Origin of the sequence: Pseudomonas sp. PA-6-3C (genome assembly GCF_021605825.1) — a bacterium.
GTDB classification, from domain to species: domain Bacteria; phylum Pseudomonadota; class Gammaproteobacteria; order Pseudomonadales; family Pseudomonadaceae; genus Aquipseudomonas; species Aquipseudomonas edaphica.
Genome location: NZ_WKDV01000065.1, coordinates 1 through 26,438 on the forward strand (window position 1 = coordinate 1; position 26,438 = coordinate 26,438).

The 26,438-nt window shown below is 60.7% G+C and carries 26 protein-coding genes and 1 tRNA gene; 14 read left to right on the forward strand and 13 right to left on the reverse strand.

Annotated elements, in window-relative coordinates:
* The first annotated feature begins 176 nt into the window (after window positions 1-176).
* A complete protein-coding gene (locus GIW48_RS28015) occupies window positions 177-1,142 on the forward strand; it encodes an arsenic resistance protein (RefSeq protein WP_169986638.1) in 966 nt (321 codons plus the stop codon).
* 88 nt (window positions 1,143-1,230) lie between these two features.
* Window positions 1,231-2,838, forward strand: coding sequence for an ArnT family glycosyltransferase (locus tag GIW48_RS28020; protein WP_236462914.1), 1,608 nt, complete (start codon window positions 1,231-1,233; stop codon window positions 2,836-2,838).
* A gap of 8 nt (window positions 2,839-2,846) precedes the next feature.
* Here the strand turns inward: GIW48_RS28020 and GIW48_RS28025 are convergent, their stop codons facing one another.
* The 5 genes from GIW48_RS28025 to GIW48_RS28045 form a co-directional block, all read right to left on the reverse strand.
* Window positions 2,847-3,521, reverse strand: a complete 675-nt coding sequence (locus GIW48_RS28025) for a hypothetical protein (RefSeq protein ID WP_058422640.1) — start codon at window positions 3,519-3,521, stop codon at window positions 2,847-2,849.
* Window positions 3,522-3,687: 166 nt separating this feature from the next.
* A tRNA-Phe gene (locus tag GIW48_RS28030) sits at window positions 3,688-3,763 on the reverse strand.
* A gap of 103 nt (window positions 3,764-3,866) precedes the next feature.
* Complete coding sequence (locus GIW48_RS28035) at window positions 3,867-4,139, reverse strand: oxidative damage protection protein (protein ID WP_017138649.1); 273 nt, start codon at window positions 4,137-4,139, stop codon at window positions 3,867-3,869.
* Window positions 4,136-5,203 (reverse strand): A/G-specific adenine glycosylase, encoded by a 1,068-nt coding sequence (gene mutY / locus GIW48_RS28040; protein WP_138449385.1) that lies wholly within the window; start codon window positions 5,201-5,203, stop codon window positions 4,136-4,138. Before mutY ends, GIW48_RS28035 begins: the two co-directional genes overlap by 4 nt.
* Window positions 5,200-7,416 (reverse strand): AsmA family protein, encoded by a 2,217-nt coding sequence (locus GIW48_RS28045; RefSeq protein WP_176991711.1) that lies wholly within the window; start codon window positions 7,414-7,416, stop codon window positions 5,200-5,202. Before GIW48_RS28045 ends, mutY begins: the two co-directional genes overlap by 4 nt.
* Before the next feature lie 326 nt (window positions 7,417-7,742).
* Between GIW48_RS28045 and GIW48_RS28050 the strand changes: the two genes are divergently transcribed.
* From GIW48_RS28050 to GIW48_RS28080, 7 genes are all read left to right on the forward strand, one after another.
* Window positions 7,743-9,404, forward strand: a complete 1,662-nt coding sequence (locus GIW48_RS28050) for an OFA family MFS transporter (protein ID WP_099549501.1) — start codon at window positions 7,743-7,745, stop codon at window positions 9,402-9,404.
* A gap of 324 nt (window positions 9,405-9,728) precedes the next feature.
* Window positions 9,729-10,322: an imidazoleglycerol-phosphate dehydratase HisB gene (hisB, locus tag GIW48_RS28055; protein WP_017138645.1), complete on the forward strand. Its 594-nt coding sequence runs from the start codon at window positions 9,729-9,731 to the stop codon at window positions 10,320-10,322.
* On the forward strand, window positions 10,322-10,960 hold the full coding sequence (gene hisH, locus GIW48_RS28060; RefSeq protein ID WP_017138644.1) for an imidazole glycerol phosphate synthase subunit HisH: 639 nt from the start codon (window positions 10,322-10,324) through the stop codon (window positions 10,958-10,960). Before hisB ends, hisH begins: the two co-directional genes overlap by 1 nt.
* Window positions 10,960-11,217: a DUF2164 domain-containing protein gene (locus GIW48_RS28065; protein WP_005783916.1), complete on the forward strand. Its 258-nt coding sequence runs from the start codon at window positions 10,960-10,962 to the stop codon at window positions 11,215-11,217. The genes hisH and GIW48_RS28065 overlap by 1 nt, the downstream gene beginning before the upstream one ends.
* 39 nt (window positions 11,218-11,256) lie before the next feature.
* Entirely contained in the window at window positions 11,257-11,994 is a 738-nt protein-coding gene (gene hisA / locus GIW48_RS28070; RefSeq protein WP_008435688.1) for a 1-(5-phosphoribosyl)-5-[(5-phosphoribosylamino)methylideneamino]imidazole-4-carboxamide isomerase, read from the forward strand.
* 9 nt (window positions 11,995-12,003) lie between these two features.
* On the forward strand, window positions 12,004-12,774 hold the full coding sequence (gene hisF, locus GIW48_RS28075; RefSeq protein ID WP_017138643.1) for an imidazole glycerol phosphate synthase subunit HisF: 771 nt from the start codon (window positions 12,004-12,006) through the stop codon (window positions 12,772-12,774).
* A gap of 66 nt (window positions 12,775-12,840) precedes the next feature.
* Window positions 12,841-13,596: a substrate-binding periplasmic protein gene (locus GIW48_RS28080; protein ID WP_236462482.1), complete on the forward strand. Its 756-nt coding sequence runs from the start codon at window positions 12,841-12,843 to the stop codon at window positions 13,594-13,596.
* Here GIW48_RS28080 and GIW48_RS28085 read toward each other — a convergent pair.
* From GIW48_RS28085 to GIW48_RS28100, 4 genes are all read right to left on the reverse strand, one after another.
* On the reverse strand, window positions 13,549-14,823 hold the full coding sequence (locus GIW48_RS28085; RefSeq protein ID WP_236462485.1) for a Vps62-related protein: 1,275 nt from the start codon (window positions 14,821-14,823) through the stop codon (window positions 13,549-13,551). The two genes, GIW48_RS28080 and GIW48_RS28085, sit on opposite strands and share 48 nt — an antisense overlap.
* Window positions 14,824-14,886: 63 nt before the next feature.
* The gene (locus GIW48_RS28090; protein WP_138449379.1) at window positions 14,887-15,672 is read right to left on the reverse strand and encodes a divergent polysaccharide deacetylase family protein; all 786 of its coding nucleotides are present in this window, start codon (window positions 15,670-15,672) and stop codon (window positions 14,887-14,889) included.
* A 1-nt stretch (window position 15,673) separates the two neighbouring features.
* Window positions 15,674-16,987, reverse strand: coding sequence for a S41 family peptidase (locus GIW48_RS28095; RefSeq protein WP_170039035.1), 1,314 nt, complete (start codon window positions 16,985-16,987; stop codon window positions 15,674-15,676).
* A gap of 30 nt (window positions 16,988-17,017) precedes the next feature.
* A complete protein-coding gene (locus tag GIW48_RS28100; RefSeq protein ID WP_017138638.1) occupies window positions 17,018-18,313 on the reverse strand; it encodes a murein hydrolase activator EnvC family protein in 1,296 nt (431 codons plus the stop codon).
* A gap of 242 nt (window positions 18,314-18,555) precedes the next feature.
* Between GIW48_RS28100 and GIW48_RS28105 the strand changes: the two genes are divergently transcribed.
* The gene (locus tag GIW48_RS28105) at window positions 18,556-19,068 is read left to right on the forward strand and encodes a PBECR2 nuclease fold domain-containing protein (protein WP_099549497.1); all 513 of its coding nucleotides are present in this window, start codon (window positions 18,556-18,558) and stop codon (window positions 19,066-19,068) included.
* A 216-nt stretch (window positions 19,069-19,284) separates the two neighbouring features.
* Here GIW48_RS28105 and gpmI read toward each other — a convergent pair whose 3' ends face one another.
* A complete protein-coding gene (gene gpmI / locus GIW48_RS28110) occupies window positions 19,285-20,811 on the reverse strand; it encodes a 2,3-bisphosphoglycerate-independent phosphoglycerate mutase (RefSeq protein ID WP_017138636.1) in 1,527 nt (508 codons plus the stop codon).
* 151 nt (window positions 20,812-20,962) lie between these two features.
* Between gpmI and GIW48_RS28115 the strand changes: the two genes are divergently transcribed.
* The 3 genes from GIW48_RS28115 to secB are packed head-to-tail and all read left to right on the forward strand — an operon-like array spanning window position 20,963 to window position 22,154.
* Window positions 20,963-21,376, forward strand: a complete 414-nt coding sequence (locus GIW48_RS28115; RefSeq protein ID WP_017138635.1) for a rhodanese-like domain-containing protein — start codon at window positions 20,963-20,965, stop codon at window positions 21,374-21,376.
* A gap of 1 nt (window position 21,377) precedes the next feature.
* Window positions 21,378-21,632, forward strand: a complete 255-nt coding sequence (grxC, locus tag GIW48_RS28120) for a glutaredoxin 3 (RefSeq protein WP_017138634.1) — start codon at window positions 21,378-21,380, stop codon at window positions 21,630-21,632.
* Window positions 21,633-21,674: 42 nt separating this feature from the next.
* Window positions 21,675-22,154: a protein-export chaperone SecB gene (gene secB / locus GIW48_RS28125; RefSeq protein ID WP_012721755.1), complete on the forward strand. Its 480-nt coding sequence runs from the start codon at window positions 21,675-21,677 to the stop codon at window positions 22,152-22,154.
* Between the two features lie 149 nt (window positions 22,155-22,303).
* Here the strand turns inward: secB and GIW48_RS28130 are convergent, their stop codons facing one another.
* Complete coding sequence (locus GIW48_RS28130; RefSeq protein ID WP_065930799.1) at window positions 22,304-22,759, reverse strand: tRNA (cytidine(34)-2'-O)-methyltransferase; 456 nt, start codon at window positions 22,757-22,759, stop codon at window positions 22,304-22,306.
* On the opposite strand from GIW48_RS28130, the gene GIW48_RS28135 reads away from it, so the two are divergent.
* A complete protein-coding gene (locus GIW48_RS28135; protein ID WP_017138633.1) occupies window positions 22,758-23,198 on the forward strand; it encodes a hypothetical protein in 441 nt (146 codons plus the stop codon). The genes GIW48_RS28130 and GIW48_RS28135 overlap by 2 nt on opposite strands.
* 539 nt (window positions 23,199-23,737) lie before the next feature.
* Here the strand turns inward: GIW48_RS28135 and ntrC are convergent.
* Both ntrC and glnL read right to left on the reverse strand, forming a co-directional pair.
* Window positions 23,738-25,174 carry a nitrogen regulation protein NR(I) gene (gene ntrC / locus GIW48_RS28140; RefSeq protein WP_017138632.1) on the reverse strand — a complete coding sequence of 479 codons (1,437 nt, stop codon included), beginning with the start codon at window positions 25,172-25,174 and terminating at the stop codon, window positions 23,738-23,740.
* On the reverse strand, window positions 25,171-26,256 hold the full coding sequence (gene glnL, locus GIW48_RS28145; RefSeq protein WP_017138631.1) for a nitrogen regulation protein NR(II): 1,086 nt from the start codon (window positions 26,254-26,256) through the stop codon (window positions 25,171-25,173). Before glnL ends, ntrC begins: the two co-directional genes overlap by 4 nt.
* Window positions 26,257-26,438 lie beyond the last annotated feature (182 nt).

Genomic DNA, 26,438 nt, shown 5'->3' on the forward strand with positions numbered 1-26,438 from the left:
GGTTCATGAGTCGGCTCGATACTTGCGCTTTTTGGTACGGGCTTGATCCGCGCGCTTTTATAAGAAGCCGAAACTAACAAATTTAGCGCGTGATGGGCGCAGGAAATGTCGCGATGCTCGACCTCGGCGCTCCCGGTGCTTAGGCTTGCGATCAATTGATCAACCAGAGTCAGCCCATGACCCGTGACACCCTCGAACACAACCAAATCCCGATCTACTTCGTCGCCGTGCTCCTGGCGGTCGCATTTGGCGTGTTCGCCCCTTTGTCAGCCCAAGGTCTTGGCGTGCTGGTCACACCTGCCATCGCAGTGCTGATGTATGCCATGTTCCTGCAAATTCCGTTTCTGGACCTGCGCCAGGGCCTGGGTAATAAACGCTTTATCTGCGCATTGCTGCTGGCCAATTTCATTCTGGTGCCCTTGCTGGTGTGGGCGTTGACCCGGGGCCTGGTGGAACGCCCGGCGTTGCTGGTGGGCGCGCTGCTGGTGTTGCTCACGCCGTGTATCGACTATGTGGTGGTGTTTACCCATATCGGCAAGGGTGACTCGCGGCTGATGCTGGCGGCGACGCCGGTGTTGTTGTTGCTGCAATTGGTGCTGCTGCCGGTGTACCTGAGCTTCATGCTGGGCGCCCAGTCCGCCGTGGTGGTGGCGGTGGGGCCGTTTGTCGAGGCGTTCCTGTTGCTGATTGTGCTGCCGATGATCCTGGCGGTGCTGACCACCTGCCTGGCGCGGCGCTCAAGCGCTATCAATGTTTGGAACAACGCCTGGGCCTGGCTGCCGGTGCCGGCGATGGCGTTGGTGTTGTTTGTGGTGATCGGCTCGCAGATCACTTCGGTGGTGCGCGATATCGCGTTGTTGTTGCCGGTGATCCCGGTGTACCTCGGCTTCCTGTTGCTGGCGCCGCTGATAGGCGCGCTGGCTGCGCGGTTGTTTGCGTTGCCTGCTGTTACCGCGCGGGCGGTGACCTTCAGTGCTTCGACGCGCAACTCATTGGTGGTGCTGCCACTGGCGTTGGCCCTGCCTGAAGACGTGCGCGGGCTGGCCGCAACGGCGGTGATCCTCCAAACCCTGCTTGAGCTGGTGGGCGAGCTACTCTACATCCGGCTGATTCCCGCGCTGGTGTGGCGCGCCGGTCGATAAGTCCATAAATACTCGGATTTGTTCAGGCGTTATTCAGGGGTGGAGTCGGCACCATGGAGTCGGCGTACCCCACCTGAAAGGACATTCGATGGATCACCGCAGCCGTTATCGCCTGGAGTCTCTGGGCCTGTTTCTGATCGCTTTATTGCTGTTTACCTTGGGTATCTGGGACGAGCAACCCCAAGGCTTTGACGGGCGATGGGCGTTGTTCATGCAGGAAATGTTTCGCCATGGCGCGAGTCTTTTTCCTACCACCTACGGCCAGCCGTACCCGGACTATCCCGGCACTGCGACTTTCTTCAGCTTTGTGTTTGCTCGCCTGTTCGGTGCGCCGAACCACCTGGCCAACGTGCTGCCGACGGCCCTTGCTGCGGCGGGCGTGATCGCCCTGATCTATCGCCTGCTGGTGCCGTTCAGTCGGCCTTGGGCATTGCTGACGGTGCTGCTGACGCTGCTTACCACCCAATTGCTCGATAAGTCGCGCTCGGTCTGCCTGGACCTGATGGTCGCGCTCTTATGCGTAGGCAGCTTCTACCTGCTGCACACGGGCGAGCGTCTCGGGTCACGGCTTCGACAGTTGGCGGTGTTCCCGCTGTTTGTGCTGGCCTTCGCGATTCGTGGGCCTTTGGGGCTTATCGAAGTCTGCGGCGTGGTGTGCGTTTACTGGGCGCTGGGCAAGCCGGGCGAACGGGTCAAGCAGGTGTTGATCCATGGTTTTGTGGGGCTGGCGTTGCTCGGGGCCTGCTGGTGGGCGTTGATGAAGCTGGCGCGTTTCAGCGGTGGCGAGGCCTTTGCCGACGATGTGTTCAGGATGCAGGTCAGTGGGCGCCTCGACGAATCCGGCGAGCCGTTCTACTTCTACTTCAAGCTGAGTTTGTATCGCTATTTCCCGGTGGTGCCGTTGGCGTTGGCGGCGATGATCGCGCTGCGGCATCGCTGGTCTGAGCGCTGGGTCAACGAAGACGTGCAAATGGTGGTGCGGCTGGCGGCCTGTGGCCTGATGATCCTGCTCGGGCTGTCGGTGCCGCACTTCAAGCGCGCTTACTACATTCTGCCGATGGTGCCGATGTTTGCCGCTGTCGCCGCCTATGGGCTGCTCCAGGCGCAAAACTGGTTCGTTGGCGTGCGCCGCTGCTACGAATGGCTTGTCGTGGCGCTACCGGCGCTGTGCGTGGTGGTGTTGTTTATCTGTCGGCACACCTGGCAGAAGCACGGTTACTGGCCCGACGTGTCGCTGCCGCCGTTGATTGGCGTGTGGGTGGTGCTGCAAGTGGCGGCGCTGGTTGCCTGGCGTCGCCCGTTGCGCCTGGTGTGGCTCAGTGTGATCGCCTTGGTGGCGCAATGGTTGCTGCTGGTGGTGGTGATCGACCCGGCCAAGGACCTGCAATACGACACCCGCAAGTTTGTCAGCCAGGTAGAGGCATTGCGTGCGTCGCAGCCGGGGCCATTGGTGTTTGTCGACCTTGGCCGCGACACCTGGGCTATCCGCTACATGATGAACCTGACGCACGATGAGCAACCGCTGTTCGTCGCCGGTAACGAGCCCGAGAAGCTCGCCACCCTGCCGCGTCCATCCTGGGTGCTGGTGCCGCGCAAAGAAGCAGCGCTGCTCAAGGGCACGCCGATGGAGCAGCAGGCGCCAAACTTCGAAGGGCGGCTTAACGACAACCCGCTGATGGTGTTTCTACTGAAGTAGCCAGGCGCCTACTTGCACTGGTAGCCCTCGGGCATCGTCACGGTGTAGTTGCGCTGCACGCGGTCCTGGAAGTTGAGGTTCTGCAGGCCCTGTTCGACCAGGAACGCTTCGATCTTGGCGGCCTGGCAGTCTTCGTTGTAGGACATCACTCGCAACACATACACCGCGCGCCGGCTTGCTTCGTCACGCGCGGTGGCAGTGAAGGTAGTGAGCGTGGTGTAGCCGGTGCGCTCCGAGGTGCCCACCGGGCCGTAGGTGGTGTTCGGCTTGCTGGTGCAGGTCAACTGGTCGGCTTTCTTTTTGTTCTTCTTGCACTCGGTGGTGGTGCTGGTGGGCACCTGGCCGTAATCGGTGGCGGTATAGCGGTAAGTGACCTGCTTGCTGTCGACGTCCAGGATGATGGTCATTTTGATTGGCCCATGGTTCTTGGGCAGGCTGGCATCGGTGTACACCTCGCGAAAGCCCTGGTCCTTCATGGCGCTGACCATGTCCCGCAGGTAATAGCGGGCATTGAGCGTGTTTTGCGCGCTGCCGCCCACGGACGTGGTCACCAGCACCAGCGCCTGTCGATCAAAGTGATAGTCCGGATCGGGGGTTGCGTTGATCGAGACATCCATTTGTGTGGCGCAGCCACTGAGCAACGCCGTCAGCAGCAACAGCGCGCAGAACAAGTACCGGTTCATCAAATAACTACCTTGCAACAGAAAATTCAGTAACAGCTAAACGATCGAGCAGCGGGATAAATAACCCTCGGGTGTGAATCGGGCGGGGCATTGGCCCGCGGCCACTAAATCGCAGGCAATAAAAAACCCCAAGGAATCATCTTCGCTTGGGGTTTTTCGGTATTAGTGGTGCCCAGAGACGGAATCGAACCGCCGACACGGGGATTTTCAATCCCCTGCTCTACCGACTGAGCTATCTGGGCAACGGGGCGCATTAAACGGGTTTTTCAGGGGGGCGTCAAGCAAGTTTTCAAAAAATATTTAATTATTACCGTCGCTTACGTGCCGACCCCGGTTTTTGATCAATTATTGAGCAGGCGGCACGTAACCGTCGGCCTTGGCGTAATCCTCGCCGGAAAAGAACTTATCCATTTCACCCGCCAGGTATTTGCGATCTTCGCCGTTCATCATGTTCAGGCGTTTTTCGTTGATCAGCAGGGTCTGGTGTTTCAGCCAGTCACCCCAGGCTTGGGCAGAGATATGCTCGAAAATGTCCTGGCCCTTGGCACCTGGATACGGAGGGCGTTCCAGGCCTGGCAGTTCTTCTTTGTACTTGCGGCACATTACGGTGCGGGTCATGACGAAACTCCTGCGTTCAATACGTCGGCCGCGCGCTTCAGCAGTTTTTTTACCGGGGCGGCAAGGCCCAGGCGCGGCGGGGTGGCGAGGTTATACCAGAGCCAGTCGGCCTCGGCCACGTGATGGGCGGATTCCTCGACCTGCACCAGCCAGGGCTCGATGGCCAGCTGGAAGTGGCTGAAGGTGTGGATCAGCCCCGGCAGCGCCTGTTGCTCGCCCAGTGCCAGCGCGTGCTGGTTGGCGAGGTGTTCCAGGTCTTGCAGGTCATCGAGTTCCGGCAAGCTCCACAAGCCGCCCCACAGGCCCGTGGACGGGCGACGGTAAAGCAGGATCGCGCCCTCGGCGTTGGCCAGCAGTGGCATCAGCGTGCGCTTTTGCGGGATGGTCTTGCGCGGCTTGGGGATCGGGTAACGCGTCTCCAGGCCGAGCATGTGGGCTTCGCAGCCTTTTTCCAGCGGGCACAGCAGGCAGCTTGGCTTGCTGCGCGTGCAGAGCGTGGCGCCCATGTCCATCATTGCCTGGGTGTAGGCGTTGACGCGGTCGTGGGGCGTAAAGCGCTCAGCGGTGGCCCAGAGCTGTTTCGCGACCTTGGGTTCGCCTGGGTAGCCCTCTTGCGCAGTAAAACGCGCCAGCACGCGTTTGACGTTGCCGTCGAGGATCGGCGCGCGCAGGCCCATGCTCAAACTGGCGATGGCGCCGGCAGTGGACAGGCCAATGCCAGGCAGCTCAGTGAGTTTTTCCACATCCTTGGGAAATTCGCCGCCGTATTCAGCAACGACAATCTTGGCGGTCTTCTGCAGGTTACGTGCACGGGTGTAGTAACCCAGACCGGTCCACAGGTGCAGCACTTCATCTTCCGGCGCGGCGGCCAGGGCTTCGACCGTCGGCAAGGAAGCCATGAACCGGTCGAAGTAATTGAGCACGGTGCTCACCTGGGTCTGTTGCAACATGATCTCCGAGACCCACACCCGGTAAGGCGTGATGCCCTGTTGCCAGGGCAGGTCATGGCGACCGTGGCGGTCGTACCAATCCAGCACCGCCTGTGAAAACTGCTCGTTTCTCATCGTTTGAACAGGCCTTTAAGGGCGTCTTTAAGCTGCGGATTAACCTTGTCGAGCTTCTCTTCGATTTTGTCGCTGAGCTTGTTGCCGGCGGCTTTGATGGCGACCTGAGTCAAGCCGTCCTTGTCCAGGCGGCAGGCCTTGGCGCCCAGCTCCAGCGGGCCACGGCAGCGCAGCGGCACTTCGATGTTCTGGAAGTTGGCGCCGACCTGGCAGGCCGGGTCCGGCACGTCGCGCTGGTCGCCTTCGACGATGATGCCAACGCGGTAGTCCATGCCCAGCACGCGCAGGTCGACGTCACCGTTGCCGTTGACCGCCAGGCCCGGAATACGCACTTTGAGGTCCGGGTTGCTCGCCACCCCGTTACGGAAGTTAAGCGTGCCGCGCAGTTCCTGGAACGGCGTGTCCTTGCCCTGTGGCGTGGTGCTCAGGGTCTTGCGGTTGAGCAAGGCAATACCGGTGCACAGTTGCTGTTCAATGTTGGCGTTGAGCAGCGCGCCGTTATTGATCACAAAGCTGGCGGTACCGTTAAGGCTGTCGATCAGCGCTTTTTGGCTATTGCCACGGCCGGTTAGGTTGCTGTCGAGAGTAACCTGGCCTTTGACCGGCGGGTTTTGCCCCTGGGCTTGCAGGATGCGTTCAACCGGCACTTGCTTGATGTGGGTTTGCAGCGCCAGCAGCGGAATGTCCTGGCGCACATCGAGTGTGCCGTTGGCCTGGAAGGTGCCGTTGTAGAGGCCGCCGCTCAAGGTGTCGAGCTTGAGCTGGCCATCGGCGCCGGAGGCTTTGAGCGCTGCATTCTGGATCGGCAGCTTGCTCAGGGTCAGTTGCCCAAAAGCCAGGTCGGCGTTGACGTCCAGGGTGCGCAGGCGGGTCAGTGGCAGCAGTTTGTCGGTGCTCCACGCGCCTTTGGTCGGAGCTTCCGGCAGTGGTGTGGTGCCACCGGCGGCCATGGCGCCGGCTTCGCTGTTCTGTACTTCAGCCTGGCGGGCAGCGGTTGCGCCTTTGGCCGATTCGGACTTGGCCGGCAAGTAGTTGTCGGCGTTGAAGGTGTCGCCCTTGAGCTGCACGCGCAAGGCTTGCTTGGCGAAGTCATCCACGGCGATGCGACCGGTGAAGGTGCTGCCGTCGAGTTTCAGGTTCAGGTCTTCCAGCGCCACGCTGGTCGGGGTGCCCTTGAGGCGGCTGACCAGCTCGACCTTGCTCAGGCTGCCGTCAGCCATGGGCGGCAGCGGGTGGCCGATGCTGTCGAGGAACTTGGCCAGGTCAAACTGAGCAATCGACAGCGCGCCGCTGACTTGCGGGGATTTGTTCAGGTCATTGACCTTCAGTTCGCCCAAGGCGCGCAGTTGGTTGGCGGAGAGCTTGAGGTTGGTCCACTCGGCGATGTTGGCCGCCAGGTCCACCAGCAATTGGCCCTGGGTGGAGAAGGTCACGGTCTTGCCTTGCAGCGGCTCGCCGGTGGCTTCGCCGCTGAGTTTCATGTCTTCGAACTGGTAGCGCTGCAGGGCGCGCTGGATGCGCAGGTTGCCGTTCAGTTCAGTTTTGACGCGCATCAGCGGCTGGTTGCTGCCCAGGAATGCGGTGAGCTTGAGTGGAATGCTCGCGCCTTCGTGCACGGCGCCGGCGCTCAACTGGATGCTTTCGGCACTGAACTGTTTGCCGGTCTGTTCATCGTTGTATTCAACGCGGGCGTTGTTGATGGTCAGGCTGTCGATGTCCAGGCGGATCGGCTTGGGTGGCTTTTCCGGTTCGGGTTCGGCGGGGGCTTGCGCTGGGGCAGGGGCGCTGGCGATTTCGGCCGCGTCGGGCACATTCTTGCCGATGTCTTCCCAGTTGCCGTGGCCTTGCTTGTCACGGTTAAGGCGCAGGTTGAGGCCTTCGACACGCACATCGCTCATCTGCACTTCGCGGCGCAGCAGTGGCAGCACGCGCACCGACAGGCCGAGCATTTGCAAGTCGGCGAACGGTTGGGTCGGGGTGGTCAGGGTTGCCACGCTGGCTTCGTGCAACTCAAGGCCCAGCCAGGGGAACAGGCTCCAGCCAATATCGCCATTGAGCGTCAGCTCGATGTGGGCCTTGTCGCGGGCAATCTGGCGAATCTCGTCTTTGTAGTCGTTGGGATCGAAGAGGTGGGTCAGGGCAAAGCCCAGGGCCACAATGATCAGCAACAGCCCGAGGAGTACCAGACCCAGGATTTTGCCGAACGCTTTCATGGGCGAGTCCTTGTATGTCGATTTCAAAATTTAGCCGCAGAGTATAACGCCCGAAGGCCTGCGTCAGTTCACGCATCGTTACATTGTATCCAGGGACGGCAAAATAGGATTTTGCCGTCAGGCAGATCAGGTTGAGTGAAAAAGGTGATGTCAGTTTGGTTTTTCTGTCATCCACTGGTGCTAATCTTCGCGGGTTCGTCTGTCGTCTGCGACACAGCGTCGCGCTTAAAAGGAGCTTTACTCAACAACAACGGCCAACGCTCTGCGTGCAAGGTCGAGGGAGAGAGCGCCTGACGGACACATACTAATAACTGGGGGAAACACCAATGAGCACTAGCACTGCGGCCGGTAGTACTGCCGCGCAGCCCGCGTTCCTGTCCAAGGAGCGCATTATCGCCAAGCCCGGCTTCAACCGCTGGCTGGTTCCGCCGGCCGCCCTGGCCATCCACCTCTGCATCGGCATGGCCTACGGGTTCTCGGTGTTTTGGCTGCCGCTGTCCAAGGCTCTGGGTATCACCGCGCCGGTCGCCTGCGCGCCGGACATGAGCTTTATCGCGCAAGTCTTCTCGTCCCAGTGCGACTGGCCCATCTCCATGCTGGGCTGGATCTACACGCTGTTCTTCATCTTCCTGGGTTGCTCGGCAGCCATCTGGGGCGGCTGGCTGGAACATGCCGGGCCACGTAAGGCGGGCGTTGTATCGGCGTTGTGCTGGTGCGGCGGCCTGTTGATCTCGGCGCTGGGGATTTATACCCACCAGATCTGGCTGATGTGGATCGGCTCCGGTGTGATCGGTGGTATTGGCCTGGGCCTGGGTTATATCTCGCCTGTATCGACCCTGATCAAGTGGTTCCCGGACAAGCGCGGCATGGCCACTGGCATGGCGATCATGGGCTTCGGCGGTGGCGCAATGGTGGGTGCACCGTTGGCCGCAGCACTGATGGGCCACTTCGCCTCGCCAACCAGCGTGGGCGTGTGGCAGAGCTTTGTAGTCATGGCCGTGATTTATTTCGTGTTCATGATCGGTGGCGCACTGTCCTACCGCGTTCCGCCGACCGGCTGGAAGCCTGAGGGCTGGACCGCGCCGGCGAAAAAAGCCAGCAACGCGATGATCACCCACCGTCACGTGCACGTGAACGTGGCGTGGAAAACCCCGCAATTCCGTCTGGTATGGCTGGTGCTGTGCCTGAACGTGTCCGCCGGTATCGGCATCCTCGGCATGGCTTCGCCACTGTTGCAGGAAGTGTTCGGTGGCAAGTTGCTGGGTGTGGATGTGCCGTTCGGCCAGCTGGACGCAGGTCAACTGGCCTCCATTGCGGCTATCGCTGCAGGTTTCACCGGTCTGTTGAGCCTGTTCAACATCGGTGGCCGGTTCTTCTGGGCGTCGTTCTCCGACTACCTGGGCCGTAAAAACACCTACTTCGTGTTCTTCGCCCTGGGCTTTGCCCTGTACGCGTTGATCCCGAACCTGGGGCACCTGGGCAACGTGGCGCTGTTTGTGGCGGCGTTCTGCATCATCCTGTCGATGTACGGCGGCGGTTTTGCGACTGTGCCTGCGTACCTGGCCGACCTGTTCGGCACCCAAATGGTCGGCGCGATCCACGGTCGCCTGTTGACCGCATGGGCGGCGGCCGGCGTGCTGGGCCCGGTGTTGGTGAACTACCTTCGCGAATACCAACTGAGCATCGGCGTTCCGCGCGCTGCGGCTTACGACATCACCTTGTACATCCTTGCAGGCCTGCTGGTGCTGGGTTTCCTCTGCAACCTGCTGGTGCGCCCGGTGGCCGACAAGTACTTCATGACCGACGCTGAACTGGCTGCCGAACAGGCGCTGGGCCATGACAAAGGCGCCGATGCCAGCACTTCGCTGGAGTGGAAAGCGGCCCCTGGTACTGTGCCGATGGCTGTTGCCGCCTGGCTGGTGGTAGGTATTCCGTTGGCGTGGGGTGTGTGGGTGACCCTGCAGAAGACGGCGGTGTTGTTCCACTGATGCCGCTGTAGTCGGGCGAGCGCGGCTCCCACAGGAACCGCGCTTGTGTGGGAGCTGGCTTGCCTGCGATAGCATCACCACGGTGTGGCCGACATACCGAGGTGTCTGCATCGCAGGCAAGCCAGCTCCCACACAAGCCAGCTCCCACACTGGATCTCTACTTGTTTCAAGACAGCGGCGGGGCGCACCATCCTGGAGCGCCTGCTTGTATGCACATGTCTATCCCCGACACTCCATCAGTCTTATCCCCTTCGATGTTTCTGTTTAGCGCCCGCGCCCCTATAATGGCTGCCTTTTTCGCCCAATGATTTTGCGGAGCTGGTGATGGCTGAACGTAAGGTATCCGTCGAGCGCGACACTCTGGAAACCCAGATCAAAGCCTCGATCAACCTGGATGGCACCGGAAAGGCCCGATTTGATATCGGTGTACCTTTTCTTGAGCACATGCTGGACCAGATCGCCCGTCATGGGCTGATCGACCTGGATATCGTCAGCAAGGGCGACCTGCATATCGACGACCACCACACGGTGGAAGACGTAGGCATCACCCTCGGCCAGGCGTTTGCCAAGGCCATCGGCGACAAAAAAGGCATCCGTCGCTACGGCCACGCCTATGTCCCGCTGGACGAAGCGCTGTCGCGTGTGGTCATCGACTTCTCCGGCCGCCCAGGCCTGCAGATGCATGTGCCGTATACCCGCGCCACCGTGGGCGGCTTCGATGTCGACCTGTTCCAGGAGTTTTTCCAGGGCTTCGTCAACCACGCACTCGTCAGCCTGCACATCGACAACCTGCGCGGCACCAACACCCACCACCAGATCGAAACCGTGTTCAAGGCATTCGGCCGCGCACTGCGCATGGCCGTAGAGCTGGATGACCGCATGGCCGGGCAAATGCCGTCGACCAAGGGCGTTCTGTAATGCAGACGGTCGCGGTTATCGATTACGGCATGGGTAACCTGCACTCGGTGGCCAAGGCGCTCGAGCACGTGGGCGCCGGCAAGGTGCTGATCACCAGCGACGCCAATGTGATTCGCGAAGCCGACCGCGTGGTGTTCCCCGGCGTCGGCGCGATTCGCGATTGCATGGCCGAGATCCGCCGCCTGGGCTTTGACAGCCTGGTGCGCGAAGTCAGCCAGGACCGCCCGTTCCTCGGCATCTGCGTGGGCATGCAAGCCTTGCTCGACAGCAGTGAAGAGAACGGCGGCGTCGACTGCATCGGCCTGTTCCCTGGCCAGGTGAAGTTCTTTGGTAAAGACCTGCACGAAGACGGCGCGCACTTGAAGGTGCCGCACATGGGTTGGAACGAAGTCAGCCAGACCGTCGATCACCCGCTGTGGCACGACATTCCGGACCTGGCGCGTTTCTACTTTGTGCACAGCTACTACATCAATGCTGGCAACCCGCGCCAAGTGGTGGGTGGCGGGCATTATGGCGTCGACTTCGCCGCAGCGCTGGCCGACGGTTCGCGCTTTGCCGTGCAGTTCCACCCGGAGAAGAGCCATACCCATGGCCTGCAATTGCTGCAGAACTTCGCCGCGTGGGATGGTCGCTGGTAATGGCCAAGAAGCCGAAGCCGCCGATCTTGAACCTCACGCCCGAACAGGAGCGTGAGGCGACCGACAAGATCAAGCGTTTCATGGAGGACCGCTTCGAACTCAAGTTGGGCTCGTTCGAGGTCGCCGAGATTCTTGAGCTGTTCACCACCGAAGTGGCGCCGCACTATTACAACAGGGCGATTTTCGACACGCAGACGCTCCTTAAAGAAAGGTTCGAAAGCATCGAAAGCGACCTGTGGTCGCTTGAGAAACCCTGATTTCCCAAGCATTGCTGAATATCGAATAAGGTTTGCCAGATGCTGATTATCCCCGCTATCGATCTTAAGGACGGCGCTTGTGTACGCCTGCGCCAAGGCCGCATGGAAGACTCCACCGTGTTCTCCGATGACCCGGTGAGCATGGCTGCCAAATGGGTAGAAGGGGGCTGCCGTCGCCTGCATCTGGTGGACTTGAACGGCGCCTTCGAAGGCCAGCCAGTCAATGGCGAAGTGGTTACTGCCATCGCCAAGCGCTACCCGAACCTGCCGATCCAGATCGGCGGCGGCATTCGCTCCCTGGAAACCATCGAGCACTACGTCAAGGCTGGCGTGAGCTACGTGATCATCGGCACCAAGGCCGTGAAAGACCCGGCCTTTGTCGCCGAAGCCTGCCGCGCGTTTCCGGGCAAAGTCATTGTGGGCCTGGACGCCAAAGACGGTTTCGTCGCCACCGACGGCTGGGCTGAAATCAGCACCGTGCAGGTCATCGACCTGGCCAAGCAGTTCGAAGCCGACGGCGTGTCCGCCATTGTTTATACCGACATCGCCAAAGACGGCATGATGCAGGGCTGCAACGTGCCGTTCACCGCTGCGCTGGCCGCTGCAACCAGGATCCCGGTGATCGCCTCCGGTGGCATTCACAACCTGGGCGATATCAAGTCGCTGCTGGACGCCAAGGCGCCCGGCATCATCGGCGCCATCACTGGTCGCGCGATCTACGAAGGTACTTTGGACGTCGCCGAAGCCCAGGCTTACTGCGACGCCTACAACGGCTGAGGACTGACCATGGCGCTGGCCAAACGCATCATCCCTTGCCTGGACGTCGACAACGGTCGCGTGGTCAAGGGCGTCAAGTTCGAGAACATCCGCGATGCCGGTGACCCGGTGGAAATCGCCCGTCGCTACGATGAGCAAGGTGCCGACGAGATTACCTTTCTCGACATCACCGCCAGCGTCGACGGCCGCGACACCACCCTGCATACCGTCGAGCGCATGGCCAGCCAGGTGTTTATCCCGCTGACCGTGGGCGGTGGCGTGCGTACCGTGCAAGACATCCGCAACCTGCTCAACGCCGGTGCGGACAAGGTCTCGATCAACACCGCCGCCGTGTTCAACCCGGAGTTCGTCGGCGAAGCCGCGCAGCACTTCGGCTCGCAATGCATCGTGGTCGCCATCGACGCCAAGAAGGTCTCCGGCCCGGGCGAAACCCCGCGCTGGGAGATCTTCACCCATGGCGGTCGCAAACCTACCGGCCTGGACGCGGTGGAATGGGCGATGAAGATGGAAGCCCTGGGCGCCGGTGAAATCCTGCTGACCAGCATGGACCAGGACGGCATGAAAAACGGTTTCGACCTGGGCGTAACCCGCGCCATCAGCGATGCGCTGGGTATTCCGGTGATCGCCTCCGGCGGCGTTGGAAACCTGCAGCACCTGGCCGACGGCGTGATCGAAGGCCACGCCAGTGCGGTGCTGGCAGCGAGCATTTTCCACTTTGGCGAATACACCGTGCCTGAGGCTAAAGCCTATATGGCCGCGCGCGGTATCGTCGTTCGCTAAACGCTGCTGGACACCCTGGCAGGCGCGGGGCACTCTCTGCGCTTGCCATGGATTCCGGTAGCCTTCATGTTCAAGACCCTTCTGCTTGCCCTCGCCAGTACGTCCATTTTGTTGACGGGTTTGGCTCACGCCGAGGAACCGTCCGACGCCTCCCTGGTGTTGCTGACGGAAAACTTCCCGCCCTACAACATGGCGAAAAACGGCAAGAACTTCGCCAAGGAAGAAAACATTGAGGGCATCGCCGTCGATATCGTGCGCGAGACGTTCAAGCGTGCCGGCATTTCCTACAACCTGACTTTGCGTTTTCCTTGGGAGCGAATCTACAAACTCGCCCTGGAAAAACCCGGCTACGGTGTCTTTGTGATGGCGCGCCTGCCAGACCGCGAAGCCCTGTTCAAATGGGTCGGCCCTATCGGCCCGGATGACTGGGTGATGCTGGCCAAGGCCGACAGCAAGATCGAGCTGACAGACCTTGAACAGGCTCGTCGATACAAGATCGGCGCCTACAAGGGTGACGCCATTGCGCAGACCCTGGAAAAACGGGGCCTTAACCCCATCGTTGCGCTGCGTGACCAGGACAACGCGCAAAAACTGGTGGATGGGCAGATCGACCTGTGGGCCACCGGCGATCCGGCGGGCCGTTACCTGGCTCGCCAAGTGGGGGTGACCCAACTGAAAACCGTGCTGCGCTTCAACAGTGCCCAGTTGTACCTGGCGCTGAACAAAGACGTGCCGGATGAGGTGGTGGCCAAGCTTCAGGCGGCACTCGAGCAGTTACGGGGTGAGGGTGGTGTCGATCAGATCATGGCCCGTTACCTCTAGTTCGGGCTCTGCTTGAGGTGACTCATCAGGCAGCACCTCTGCGTTTGGAGACTCGCTCATGTACACGTGGTCACCATTGGTATAGCTGGCGGTGCTTGAAACCTGACTGCCGTCCTGTCGCAGCAGGCGGTATTCGCTTTGGACAAGGTACGCCGCAACGGCTTTTTTCGGCGGAACATAAGTGATGATTTCCAGCGACGAAGCCTGGTCCCAGCCTTTCGCCGAGCGCTGCGTGTGTGTGAAGTCGCGATCCAGGTGCGCCGAAAAACTCAATTCGAAGACGTGTTCGCCCACCGGCCACTCTTTACCCAGACCGATACTGGTGTTGGCCGCCAGTGCCTTGGCAGTCCCGCTTACTTCACCTTTCGCGGCCGTCCACATGAATGGCTGACTGGTAGCTTCGGTGTTGTGCCCAAAGCCGACACACAGGTGGCGGTCCGTGCGCTCCAGGCGGTAGGTGGGCGATGCCTGAAACTGTTCGATCACGGCCAACTCCGGGTCTTTGACACAGAACCATGGCAGCTCACACACCTGAGGCGCGTGGACGGATTCATCATTGCCCGGGCTTTCGTACCCGCTGAGCGCGGGCGGTGGCGGCAGGTCGTGCAGTTGCGCTGTCAATGTCAGGCGCAGTGAATAGGCCTCAAGGCTTGGCTTGGCATAGTCGCCATGGCCTATGAAGGTGCCGGGGGCGAGGTATATTTCGCCGGCGGGAGCATTGGGAGGTGTCACCGACCAGAGGCTTAAGTCGTTGGTGGCGCCGCTGCCTTTATCGTCCCAGATCAATTCGCCCGTTTGAGCGGCCATCACCAGGTCTTTTCGCACGCACCGCACGGCATGGCGTGAAGGTTTGTCGTAGTCCACGCCGTACACCAGCCCCATCGCCACATAGCCCTCTGGCGGCAGCGGGCGCCAGATAGATGCATTGCTCAGCGCTCCGGTGCCTTCATCCTGCCACACCAATTGATAATCGACGGGCGCACGCAGGGCCGTGCCGTCGACGTTGTTCGCGTCGCTGACGACAGCGACAACGTTGCCGTGGTTGATATTGCGATAGTGGTCGACCGCAATATCACCCAAGGTAAAAAACGGTCTCAGTGCATCGGAGGCGGTGCTCGGCCGCCAGAGGCCGACGGCTTTGTGCGCGCCCGACCCCTTGTCGTTCCACAGCGGCAGAAACTCGCTGGTAAAGCTGATGAGCAGGTCATTGAATTGCAGAGGCTTCATGGAGGGCTCTCCAGTTGATGGGAGCATCAACTATCGAGCAGTGCACTCGGCGCCGAGCGGTAACTATCTACGCGCGGGAAGATACGTCCCGTTTTTACCGTGTGCAGCCATGGCTAGGTTGCTGCGCACGCTGATCATCAACTTGATATCAATCCAGTCGATGCCCTGGGCCTTGAGCTTGGGCAACTCACGCTCCAGTACCGCCAGCGTTTGCGGGTAAGGGTGGCCGATCATCACCACCGAGCCCTGCTTGTGCGCCAGCTTGATCGCGGTTTGCAGTTGTGTGGCAATCGCCGCTTCGGTGCGTTCGTCATCCAGGAAAACATCCCGCGACACATGCGCCAGCCCGATCTTCTGCGCCTCGGCGGCGGCGACGGTCTGTGCGCTGGTGCGGCTGTCGACAAAGAACTTGTTGCGCCGTTGCAGCTCAGCCATCAGCCACGCCATCGCCGCTGGCTGGGCGGTCATGCGGCTGCCCATATGGTTGTTGATGCCGGCGGTATAGGGCACAACCTTGAAGGCGGCGTCCAGGCGTTTGCCGAGTTCTTCGATAGGCAAGTCGGGGTGCCAGGCGAACGGGCCGGTGGCCGGGTCCATAGGCATATGCAGGATCACGATCTTGCCGGCCTTGTGCGCCTCACGGGCAAATTCGGCGGCGTGGGGCGTGTCGGGCATGATCGCCGTGGTCACCGGCCCAGGCAGGGCCAGCACACGACGGTCCCTGGGCAGGTTTTGTCCCAGGTCGTCGATGATAAGGGTCAGGTAGGCTTTTTGCGGCTCGCCGGCAGGGGTCGCATGGGCGACGCCTGCCAGGCTGCACAGCACAGCGATGATCAGGGCAAAACGCATATCAACGGCTGCGCGTAATGCTCAGGCCTTTAAGCAGGCTCAGCGCCTGGGCCAGTTGATAGTCGTCGTCCTGCGGCATCGGCTTGGCTTTGCTGCCGCTGCCGGTCGGCTGGTCGGCGCCGCCGTTGCCATTGCCCAAGTGACCTTGAAGGTCGGCCTCTTTGTAGTACTCGCTGTCGACCTCGTTGGTGATCTTGGCCCTGCGCACCTCGATGTCCGGCACGATGCCCTGGGCCTGGATCGAGCGACCGTTCGGCGTGTAGTACAGCGCCGTAGTGATCTTCAGGGCGCGGTCATTGTTCAGCGGCAATACGGTTTGCACCGAGCCTTTGCCGAAGCTGGTGGTGCCCATCAGCACGCCGCGTTTCTGGTCTTGCAGGGCGCCGGCGACGATTTCCGACGCCGAAGCGCTGCCGCCGTTGATCAGCACGGCCAGTGGCACGCCTTCGCTCAGGTCGTTGCCGGTGGCCGAGAAGCGCAACTCGGAGTTGGCGATACGGCCTTTGGTGTAAACAATCAGGCCTTTGGTGATGAAGTGGTCGACCACTTCAACCGCCGACTGCAGCACGCCGCCTGGGTTGTTACGCAGGTCGAGCACGATGCCGTTGAGTTTCTTGCCGTTGTCTTTGCGCAGTTTGGCCAGGGCCTTGGCCACTTCATCGCCGGTCTTGACCTGGAACTGGGTGATACGGATGTAACCGTAGCCCGACTCCAGCAGCTGGCTCTTCACGCTCTTGACCGTGATGGTCGCGCGGGCCAGGGTCACGTCAAACGGGTTGCCGCCGTCGCGTACCAGGGTCAGGGTGATTTTCTGGCCGAGCTTGCCGCGCATCTTGTCGACGGCTTCGGTCATGGTCTGGCCACGGGTTGGTTGGCCGTTGATCTTCACGATCAAGTCGCCGGCCTGAATGCCCGCCTTGGACGCAGGCGTGTCATCGATCGGCGAGACCACTTTGATCTGGCCATCTTCGGAGCCGACTTCGATGCCCAGGCCGCCGAATTCACCGCTGGTGCTTTCCTGCAGCTCGGCAAAGTCTTCCGGCCCCAGGTAGGCGGAGTGCGGGTCGAGGTTGCTGAGCATGCCCTTGATGGCATTTTCCAGCAGGGTCTTGTCGTCTACGGGTTCGACATAGGCTGCCTTGATCCGGTCCATGACCTCGGCAAAGGTACGCAGCTCGTCCAGCGGCAGCGGTGCCTTGGTGGTCGCTGCGGTGGCGGCGGGTGCCGGTGCAGCCTGGTCGGCAAAAGCCAGCGGCGCGCCGATCACCAGGGCGATCGTCAGGGCCAGCGAAGTGAGGCGGGACAAATGCAGCATGTCGAACGAACTCCTAATGTAGGTGCAGCCCTATCCTTGGGAACGGCACCATTGTGCAGGGTCGCTCGGGCGGCCCTGCTGACGAATAGCGAAGTACAGCGCCGGGGTGTCCTGGCCACCACTGTTACCGACAGTGGAGATGGATTCACCGGCTTTTACAACATCACCTGCCGACTTGAGTAATGTCTGATTGTGGCCGTAAAGGCTCAAATAGCCATTGCCGTGGTCAAGAATCACCAACAAACCGGCCCCGCGCAGCCAATCGGCAAACACCACACGGCCACCGTGAACGGCGTGGACCTGGCTGCCGGCGGCGGCGCTGATCATCACCCCATCCCACTTGGCGCGGGTGTCATCGCCACGGGTTTCACCAAAGCGTGCCAGCAGTCGACCATCAACGGGCCATGGAAGTTTGCCGCGGGCTGAAGCAAAAGGGCCGCCGAAGTTCTCGCCGGAGCTGGAAACCAGCGGCCCGGGCGCTGCGCGCGCCGGTTTACGCGGCGCTGGCGCGTCAGTGGTAGCGGCCAGCTCGGCTTCACGCTGGCGCTTTTTTTCCGCTTCCTGCTGGGCGATCAGCGCCTTTTGCCGCGCTTCTTCAGCCTCACGTGCCTGGCGAGCCAGGGTTTCCTCGATGGTTTTGAGCACTTTGCCCAAGTCGGCCTGGTCTTGTTCGCGGGCCTGCAGCTTGGCGTCGCGGGCCTTCACGTCATTGTTGAGCTTGGCCAGGGCTTGCTGGCGCTCTTTGCGCACCTTGTCCAACTGGTCGCGCTGAGTGTCGAGGGCGGTTTTCTGATCCATCAGTTGCGACTGCTGGTCGGCGATTTCCTGCTCGACATTGGCCAACTGGCGCAGGGTTTCATTAAAACCCTTTAATTGTGCCAGGCGCGCCTTGCTCAGGTAGTCGTAGTAAGTGAGGGTGCGCGCGAATTTCTCCGGGTTCTGCTGGTTGAGCAGCAGCTTGAGGTATTCCTGGCGGCCGCTCTGGTAGGCGGCGCGGGCCTGGATCGCGATCAGGCGTTGCTGTTCAACGCGTGCGCTCTGGAGTTTTTTTTTCTCAGCGTCGAGTCGCTCCAGTTCCGACTCGCTCTTCTTTAATTCTTTTTGTAGCTCCTGGACCTGCTTCTCGAGCTTGCCCATCTCGGTTTCCGTGCCGCGCAGGTCTTTCTGCACCCCGGATTTTTCTTCCTGGAGCTTGCCGAGCAGCTTTTTCAGCTCGGTAATGTCCTGACGCGTAGCGTCCAACTGTTGTTGGGTTTGTGCGCGCTCATCGGCAAACGCCGGTTGGAGCAGGCAGACAAGAGCGAGGGAAATCAAGGCGCGAAGCATAGAGGCGGGCGACACCAGGGAAATGGACGGCCTAGTATGCCCGCCAAGCGCCGCAAAAAAAACGCCTCAACGCCATCTGCTTTGAGGCGTTCGTCATAAAAAGCCTTTCAGGGCGATTTAATTGGGCGGTTTGAAGGTTAAACACTATCGAAGAAACGCTTTGAAACGCTCCACCTGCACTGGTTTTTGCTGCTGAGAATAGACTCACGAGCCCTCTAATCAGTCAGTTGGCGCGATCGGCAATGTCCGGTGTTCATGAGTCAAAAGGCCAGCAAACCTGGCTCGATTACGGATTGCCCGACCTGCGTAGCCTTGATCGGGCTCTACGATCTTGCGCACTCGAGGAGGTGTTGGCGGGCAAAGACATTGCCGATGCTGTCGATATCGTAGCTTCAAATCTGGGGATTACCGATTCGACATGCCCTCAGGTTTGTATAGATTCCCCTCTGGGCAGGGTGTTGATCCAGCGCACGACGCTGGGGCACATTGTTGAAAAGCGGCAGGATGCCAGAGAACGATACGTAAAATTCGCGCTGGATACGCTGACAGGGCCTCTGGAAATCTGGCGTGTCGCCTATAGCGACGGCTCGGCTCGGCTGGCGTTCATCGGTGCTTATGAAACCAAGCGACAAATGCTGGTGGTGGTGAATATCCAGGCAGGCAATGTGTTGTGGAATTTCATGCAGACCGATGCCAAGGCGCTGAATAAGCATCGCCATGGGGAGCTGCTTTACAAACGCTACCAACTTTTATAACAGGCAAAGAAAAGGGCAGTTCTCTCGAACTGCCCTAAGTTAGAGCGCTTGATATTCATATACACACCCTCAAGCAGGGGTGTGGAGGTCTCACCCTACGCTGATGTCCAGTCATCAACGGGGTTCCTACGCCAGTTATCGCCGCTGGAGGCAACTGGTTTCGCGCTCACCTTCATTATTGACGGGCTACTCGCTTTGAGCAACCCCCGAACTGTTTCAGACCAGAATCGAAGTACCGGTCATCTCTTTCGGCTTCTCCAACCCCATCAGCTTCAGCATGGTCGGCGCCACGTCCGCCAGCACGCCGCCTTCACGCACTTTCAGGTCGCGCTTGCCGACATAGATGAACGGCACCGGCTCGGTGGTGTGGGCGGTATGGGCTTGCCCGGTGGATTCGTCGGACATCTGCTCGCAGTTGCCGTGGTCGGCGGTGATCAGTGCCTCGCCGCCGACTTTCTCCAGGGCGTCGACGATGCGACCGACGCACTGGTCCAGGCATTCCACGGCTTTTACAGCTGCTTGCAGGTTGCCGCTGTGGCCGACCATGTCGCCGTTGGCGTAGTTGACCACGATCACGTCGTAACGCTGGTTGTCGATGGCATCGACGATTTTGTCGGTGACTTCAGGCGCGCTCATTTCCGGCTGCAGGTCGTAGGTAGCGACTTTGGGCGACGGGATCAGGATGCGTTCTTCGCCTGGGAACGGTTCTTCACGGCCGCCGGAGAAGAAGAACGTCACGTGGGCGTATTTCTCGGTTTCGGCGATGCGCAGCTGGGTCTTGCCGTTTTTCGCCAGGTAATCGCCCAGCACGTTTTCCAGGCTGCCCGGGGCAAAAGCTGCCGGGGCCGGGATGTTGGCGGCGTATTGGGTGAGCATGACGAACTCGACCTTCGGCTGGCGGGCGCGCTCGAAGTCTTTGAAACCGGCGTCAACGAATACATGGCTCAGTTCGCGGGCACGGTCGGCGCGGAAGTTCATGAACACTACGGCGTCGCCGTCTTCCACTTTCACCGGCTCGCCGATGGTGGTGGCTTTGACGAACTCATCGCTCTCGCCACGCGCGTAGGCGGCTTCCAGGCCTTCCTGGGCGGTGGCGGCGTTGAATTCGGCCTGGCCGTCGACGATCAGGTTATAAGCCTGGGAGACACGGTCCCAACGGTTGTCGCGGTCCATGGCGAAGTAACGGCCGACCAGGCTGGCGATACGGCCCTTGCCAAGCGCGGCGAAGGTGGCGTCGAGCAGTTCGATGGACGACTGCGCGCTTTTAGGCGGTGTGTCGCGGCCGTCGAGGAAGGCGTGCAGGTAAATCTTGTCGGCGCCGCGCTTGAAGGCCAGCTCGGCCATGGCGACCAAGTGATCCTGGTGGCTGTGAACGCCGCCGTCGGACAACAGGCCCATGAAGTGCACGGCCTTGCCGGCTGCGACTGCTTTATCCACCGCCGCGCAGATCGTCGGGTTCTCGAAGAACTCGCCGTCGCGGATCGATTTGGTCACGCGTGTGAAGTCTTGGTATACCACTCGTCCGGCGCCGAGGTTCATGTGGCCGACTTCCGAGTTGCCCATCTGGCCGTCCGGCAAGCCCACATCCATACCGGAGCCGGAGATCAGGCCGTTGGGTACGGTGGCCGTCAGGCGGTCGAGTACCGGCTTGTTGGCCGAGTACACGGCGTTGTCGTGGTGGCTTTCACTGTGTCCGAAGCCATCGAGAATTATCAGGACCAAAGGTTTAGGCGTGGTAGTCATAGATCCTCTCGCGGCGGTAATAAAGGAAGGCAATCTAAAAGGGAGTAGCAGTTTAAAGCGAAGTTCCGACCACGTCACCGCTTTACGGGGGTTGGCCGCCCCTGACGGCTGTGTATACTTACCGCCATTTTAACGCCCTGGAACCTCCTTGATGGTTGATCACCTGATTGCATTTGCCACTGCCCACTACCTGCTCGCGGGTGCCTTCGTCATCCTGCTGGCGCTGCTGATCGCTCATGAAATGAGCCGCGGTGGCCGCAGCCTGAGCACGTCGGAGCTGACCGCGCTGGTCAACAAGGATGAGGCCGTTGTCGTGGATATTCGCCCGGCCAAGGATTTCGCCGCCGGCCATATCGTCGGCGCCCTGAACATTCCACAGGACAAGCTGATCGCCCGTTTGCCCGAGCTGGAAAAACACAAGGCCAAGACCATTATTCTGGTCGACGCCCAAGGCCAGCACGCCGGCACCCACGCCCGCGAGATGCTCAAAGCCGGTTTCACCGCCGCCAAACTGTCCGGCGGTATTGGCAGCTGGAAGGCCGATAACCTGCCGCTGGTGAAGTGATATGAGCCAGGTTGTCGTTTACTCCAGCGATTGGTGCCCCTACTGCATGCGGGCCAAGGCCCTGCTTGAGAAGAAGGGCATTGCCTTCGAAGAGATCAAGGTCGACGGCAAACCCCAGGTGCGCGCCGAAATGACCAAGAAAGCGGGACGCACGTCCGTGCCGCAGATCTGGATCGGTGACAAGCATGTCGGTGGATGCGATGACCTGTTCGCTCTGGAGCGCGCCGGTAAACTCGATGCGCTGCTGCTCGTCTGACTCCTAAACCCTAAAAGACCCCAAGATCAAGAAGGATCTGCGATGACTGACCAACAGAACACCGAAGCAGCAGAAGCTCAAGGCCCACAGTTTTCGCTGCAGCGGATCTACGTGCGTGACCTGTCGTTCGAAGCGCCGAAAAGCCCGGCCATCTTCCGCCAGGAATGGACCCCAAGCGTTGCGCTGGACCTGAATACCCGTCAAAAGGCTCTGGAAGGCGACTTCCACGAAGTCGTGCTGACCTTGTCCGTGACTGTTAAGAACGGCGAAGAAGTAGCCTTCATCGCTGAAGTGCAACAGGCTGGTATCTTCCTGATCCAGGGCCTGGACGAAGCGTCCATGAGCCACACCCTGGGCGCGTTCTGCCCGAACATCCTGTTCCCGTATGCCCGTGAGACCCTGGACAGCCTGGTCACCCGTGGCTCGTTCCCTGCGCTGATGCTGGCGCCGGTGAACTTCGATGCCCTGTACGCGCAAGAGCTGCAGCGCATGCAACAGGAAGGTTCGTCGACTGTTCAGTAAGTTGACGCGATAAAAAATGTGGGAGCGGGCTTGTGTGGGAGCTGGCTTGCCTGCGATAGCATCACCTCAGTATCACTGATACACCGAGGTGACTGCATCGCAGGCAAGCCAGCTCCCACACAGGTCTGCTCCCACATTTTGTTTATGCGTTACTTGAAGCCGAGCTGGCGCCAGCCTTCGTAAACCGCGACGGCTACAGTGTTGGACAAGTTCAAGCTGCGGCAACCCTCGCGCATCGGCAAGCGCAGGCGATGGCCCTCGGGCAGTGCGTCGAGCACCTCGGCCGGCAGGCCACGGCTTTCCGGGCCGAACAGGAAGGCGTCGCCTTCGGCAAAGCTGGCATCATGAAACGGTCGCGAGCCCTTGGTGGTGAACGCGAACAGCCGTGGGTGGCCGAGGCTTTCCAGGCAGCTGGCCAAATCGGCGTGGCGCTTGAGCGTGGCGTACTCGTGGTAGTCCAGCCCGGCGCGGCGCAGGCGTTTGTCGTCCATGTCAAAGCCCAGCGGCTCGATCAAATGCAGGTGGCAGCCACTGTTGGCGCACAGCCTGATAACGTTGCCGGTATTCGGCGGAATTTCTGGTTGAAAAAGGATGACGTGAAACATGCACGGCTCCGAAGGCAAAGATGCGTTGCATTCTACCCCTGAAGACGACCCAAGGCCGAAGCTATTGCCACGGGTGATGGGTTCACTGGCGATTGTTGGCTTGATGATTGGGCTGATGATCGGTCGCCTGACCACGCCGGATCCGGTTGAGTTGCAGCAGGTAGAAACAGCGGCAGACGGCGTGGTGGTGTGGTTCAACAGCGAACCCAAGCTGCACGGCGAACATATCGACGGCACCGTGGCGCTGCTGTTCGGCGCGCAAGGCAAGGCTGCCAGCGGGCAACTCAAGGTCAACGACAAGGACGTGAATTGGCGCGTTCGCAAGACCGATGGCGGCCTGCTGCTGAACCTGGTGGCGGCTCGGCCGTTGCGCGGGGAATGGAAAGGGGAGAAGGCCGAGGGTCGCTGGCGGCTGCAGATCCATCTGCGCGAGGAATAAAAGAGGGAGTTCCCGGCCTGCCTGTACCAGGGCTCCCAAAACGGGGTGAAGCCTTGCAAGGCTTCGGTGTTAAAGAGGGAATCCCCGGCCTGCCTGTACCGAGGTTCCCGAAACGGGTGTGGGGCGCGACGCGATCCGCATCAAGCACCCCGGGTGTAAAGAGGGGATTCTCGGCCTGCCTGTACCAAGGTCCCCGAAACTGGGTGATGTAAGGGTTATTGCAGGGCGCGTGCCAGAAGTTGCAATGTGTGCCAAAAAATTTCGCCAGAAAGCGCAAAGCCCCGGAATACGGGGCTTTGGTGTTTTTGCGGTTTGATGTTTTCTTGATTCGGCGGGTGTTTCAGGCTGGCTGGATGTGCGCGATGCTAGTTCATGGTGCATTGAAGCGGTGCACTCCACCTGATCGTTCCCACGCTCCGCGTGGGAATGCATCGTGTGACGCTCCGCGTCACCAGTGCACAGATCTGAACTTGCGGTGAGCCTCGGACGCGGAGCGTCCGGGGAGGCGTTCCCACGCCGAGCGTGGGAACGATCAGCAGTTAGGCTTCATCACCCTCATCATCATCCCCGCCATCGACCTTCATCCCCAGCTCCTTGATCTTGCGCGTCAAGGTGTTACGGCCCCAGCCGAGCAGCACGGCGGCATCGCGGCGGCGGCCGGCGGTATGCTTCAAGGCGGTTTCGATCATGATGCGCTCGAAGGCCGGTACGGCGCTGTCCAGCAGGTTCGACTGGCCGCGTGCCAGGGCCTGGTCGGCCCATTGGCGCAGCGCCTGCTCCCAGTTGGTCACCGGGGCCGAATCCTGCGGCAGGCTCAACAGCTCCGGTGGCAGGTCGCTGATGTGTACCTCACGCCCGGATGCCATCACCGTGATCCAGCGGCAAGTGTTCTCCAACTGACGCACGTTGCCCGGCCACGGCAGGTTCTTGAGGTATTCCTCGGTCTCGCTTTTGAGCAGCTTCGGCTCCACCGCCAATTCTTGCGCGGCGCGGCTGAGGAAGTGGCGGGCGAGGGTCGGGATGTCTTCGCGGCGATCCGACATCCGAGGGATGTGGATACGAATCACGTTCAGCCGGTGAAACAAGTCCTCACGGAATTTGCCCGCGTGCACCAGGGTTTCGAGGTTCTGGTGTGTCGCCGCAATGATGCGCACATCGACCTTTACCGGCGTGTGCCCGCCGACGCGGTAGAACTCACCATCTGCCAATACACGCAGCAAGCGTGTCTGGGTATCGGCCGGCATATCGCCGATTTCATCCAGGAACAGCGTGCCGCCGTCCGCCTGTTCAAAGCGCCCGCGACGCAGGTTGGCCGCGCCGGTGAACGCGCCTTTTTCATGGCCAAACAGCTCGGACTCCATTAAGTCCTTCGGAATCGCCGCCATGTTCAGCGCGATAAACGGCGAAGCCGCCCGTGGGCTGTGACGGTGCAGCGCGTGGGCCACCAACTCTTTACCGGTGCCCGACTCGCCGTTAATCAACACGGTGATGTTGGAGTGGCTCAAACGCCCGATGGCGCGAAACACTTCCTGCATCGCCGGTGCTTCACCGATGATTTCCGGGGTGCGGGTCAGGGCTGGTGGGGCTTCCTGGCTTTGTTGTTCCTGGGCGTGCTGGTTGGCGCGCTTGACCAGCGCCACGGCCTCGTCCACATCGAACGGTTTAGGCAGGTATTCAAAGGCGCCGCCCTGATAAGACGCGACAGCGCTGTCCAGGTCCGAGTGCGCGGTCATGATGATCACTGGCAGGCGCGGGTGCTGCTCGCGGATCCGCGCCAGCAAGTCCAGGCCACTGGCGCCGGGCATGCGGATGTCGGAGATGATCACGTCCGGCTGCTGACGCGCCAGGCGGCTCATCACCCCGTCGGCGCTGTCGAAGCTCTGGGTGGTCATGCCTTCCTGTTGCAAGGCTTTCTCGAGGACCCAGCGGATAGAACGGTCGTCATCGACGATCCACACAGTTTCACTACGGCTCATGTCGTGGGGGCTCCTTGTTCCAATGGCAGGAAGATCGAGAACGTGGTGTGGCCGGGATGGCTTTCACATTCGATCAGGCCCTGGTGCTGGCTGATGATGTTCTGGGTAATGGCCAGGCCCAGCCCGGTACCGTCCGGGCGGCCGCTGACCATGGGAAAGAAGATGGTTTCCTGCAGTTCCGCAGGAATGCCGGGGCCGTTGTCGATGATCTCGACCTTGGTAACCAGGCGGTGGCGCACATGGCCGATGGTGAACTGGCGCAGAGCGCGGGTGCGCAGGCTGATGCGGCCCAGGCGCAGCTCGTTCTGGCTGCTGATGGCCTGCATGGCGTTGCGCACGATATTGAGCACCGCCTGGATCATCTGCTCGCGGTCGATCAATACGTCGGGAATGCTCGGGTCGTAGTCACGCACCAGGGTGATGCAGCCTTGGCTTTCGGCCTCGACCAGCTGGCACACGCGCTCCAGCACTTCGTGCACGTTGGTCATCGCCAGGGACGGCAACTTGTTGGAGCCGAGCATGCGGTCCACCAGGTTACGCAGGCGGTCGGCCTCCTCGATGATGACGTTGGTGTAGTCCTTGAGGTGTTCCTCCGGCAGCTCACGGGCCAGTAATTGCGCCGCGCCACGAATGCCGCCGAGCGGGTTCTTGATCTCGTGGGCCAGGCCGCGTACCAGCATTTTGCTGGTTTCCTGTTTGGACAGCTGCGCTTCTTCTTTGGTGATGCGCAGCAGACGGTCGCGCGGGTGCACTTCGAGCAACAGCAGGGTCGCGCCGTTGCTCAAAATCGGGGTCACGGCGTAGTCGACGGTCAGGGTCTGGCCGGTGAGGGCGGTGAGCATCGCTTCGCGCTTGGTAAACGGGTGCGCCTGCTCCACGGCCTGGCGCAACGAACTCAAGGCCTCGGCCGACTCGGTGAACAATTCGCTGATGAACTGCCCATGGCTGCGCTGACCACTGATGGCCAGGAGCATCTCCGCCGCCGGGTTCATGTACTCAAGACGCAGGTCGTCATTGAGCAGGATGGTCGCGGTGGTCAGGTTGTCGAGTAACAAACGGTGCAGTGCATCGCTGATGGTCATCGGGACCTCTTTTGGAGCAAGGCGCGGGCTTGAGGCACACGCTGATACAAGGAAAATGCAAAAACCAAACCAAGGCTCCGAAAAGAAGCGTTAAACCCCTGAAATAAGGGTTTTAGGCGCGAAACTGTGGCGTTCTGCCAGCTTGATCGAGAAGAATCGAACCAAAATGGGCTGGGAGGGTG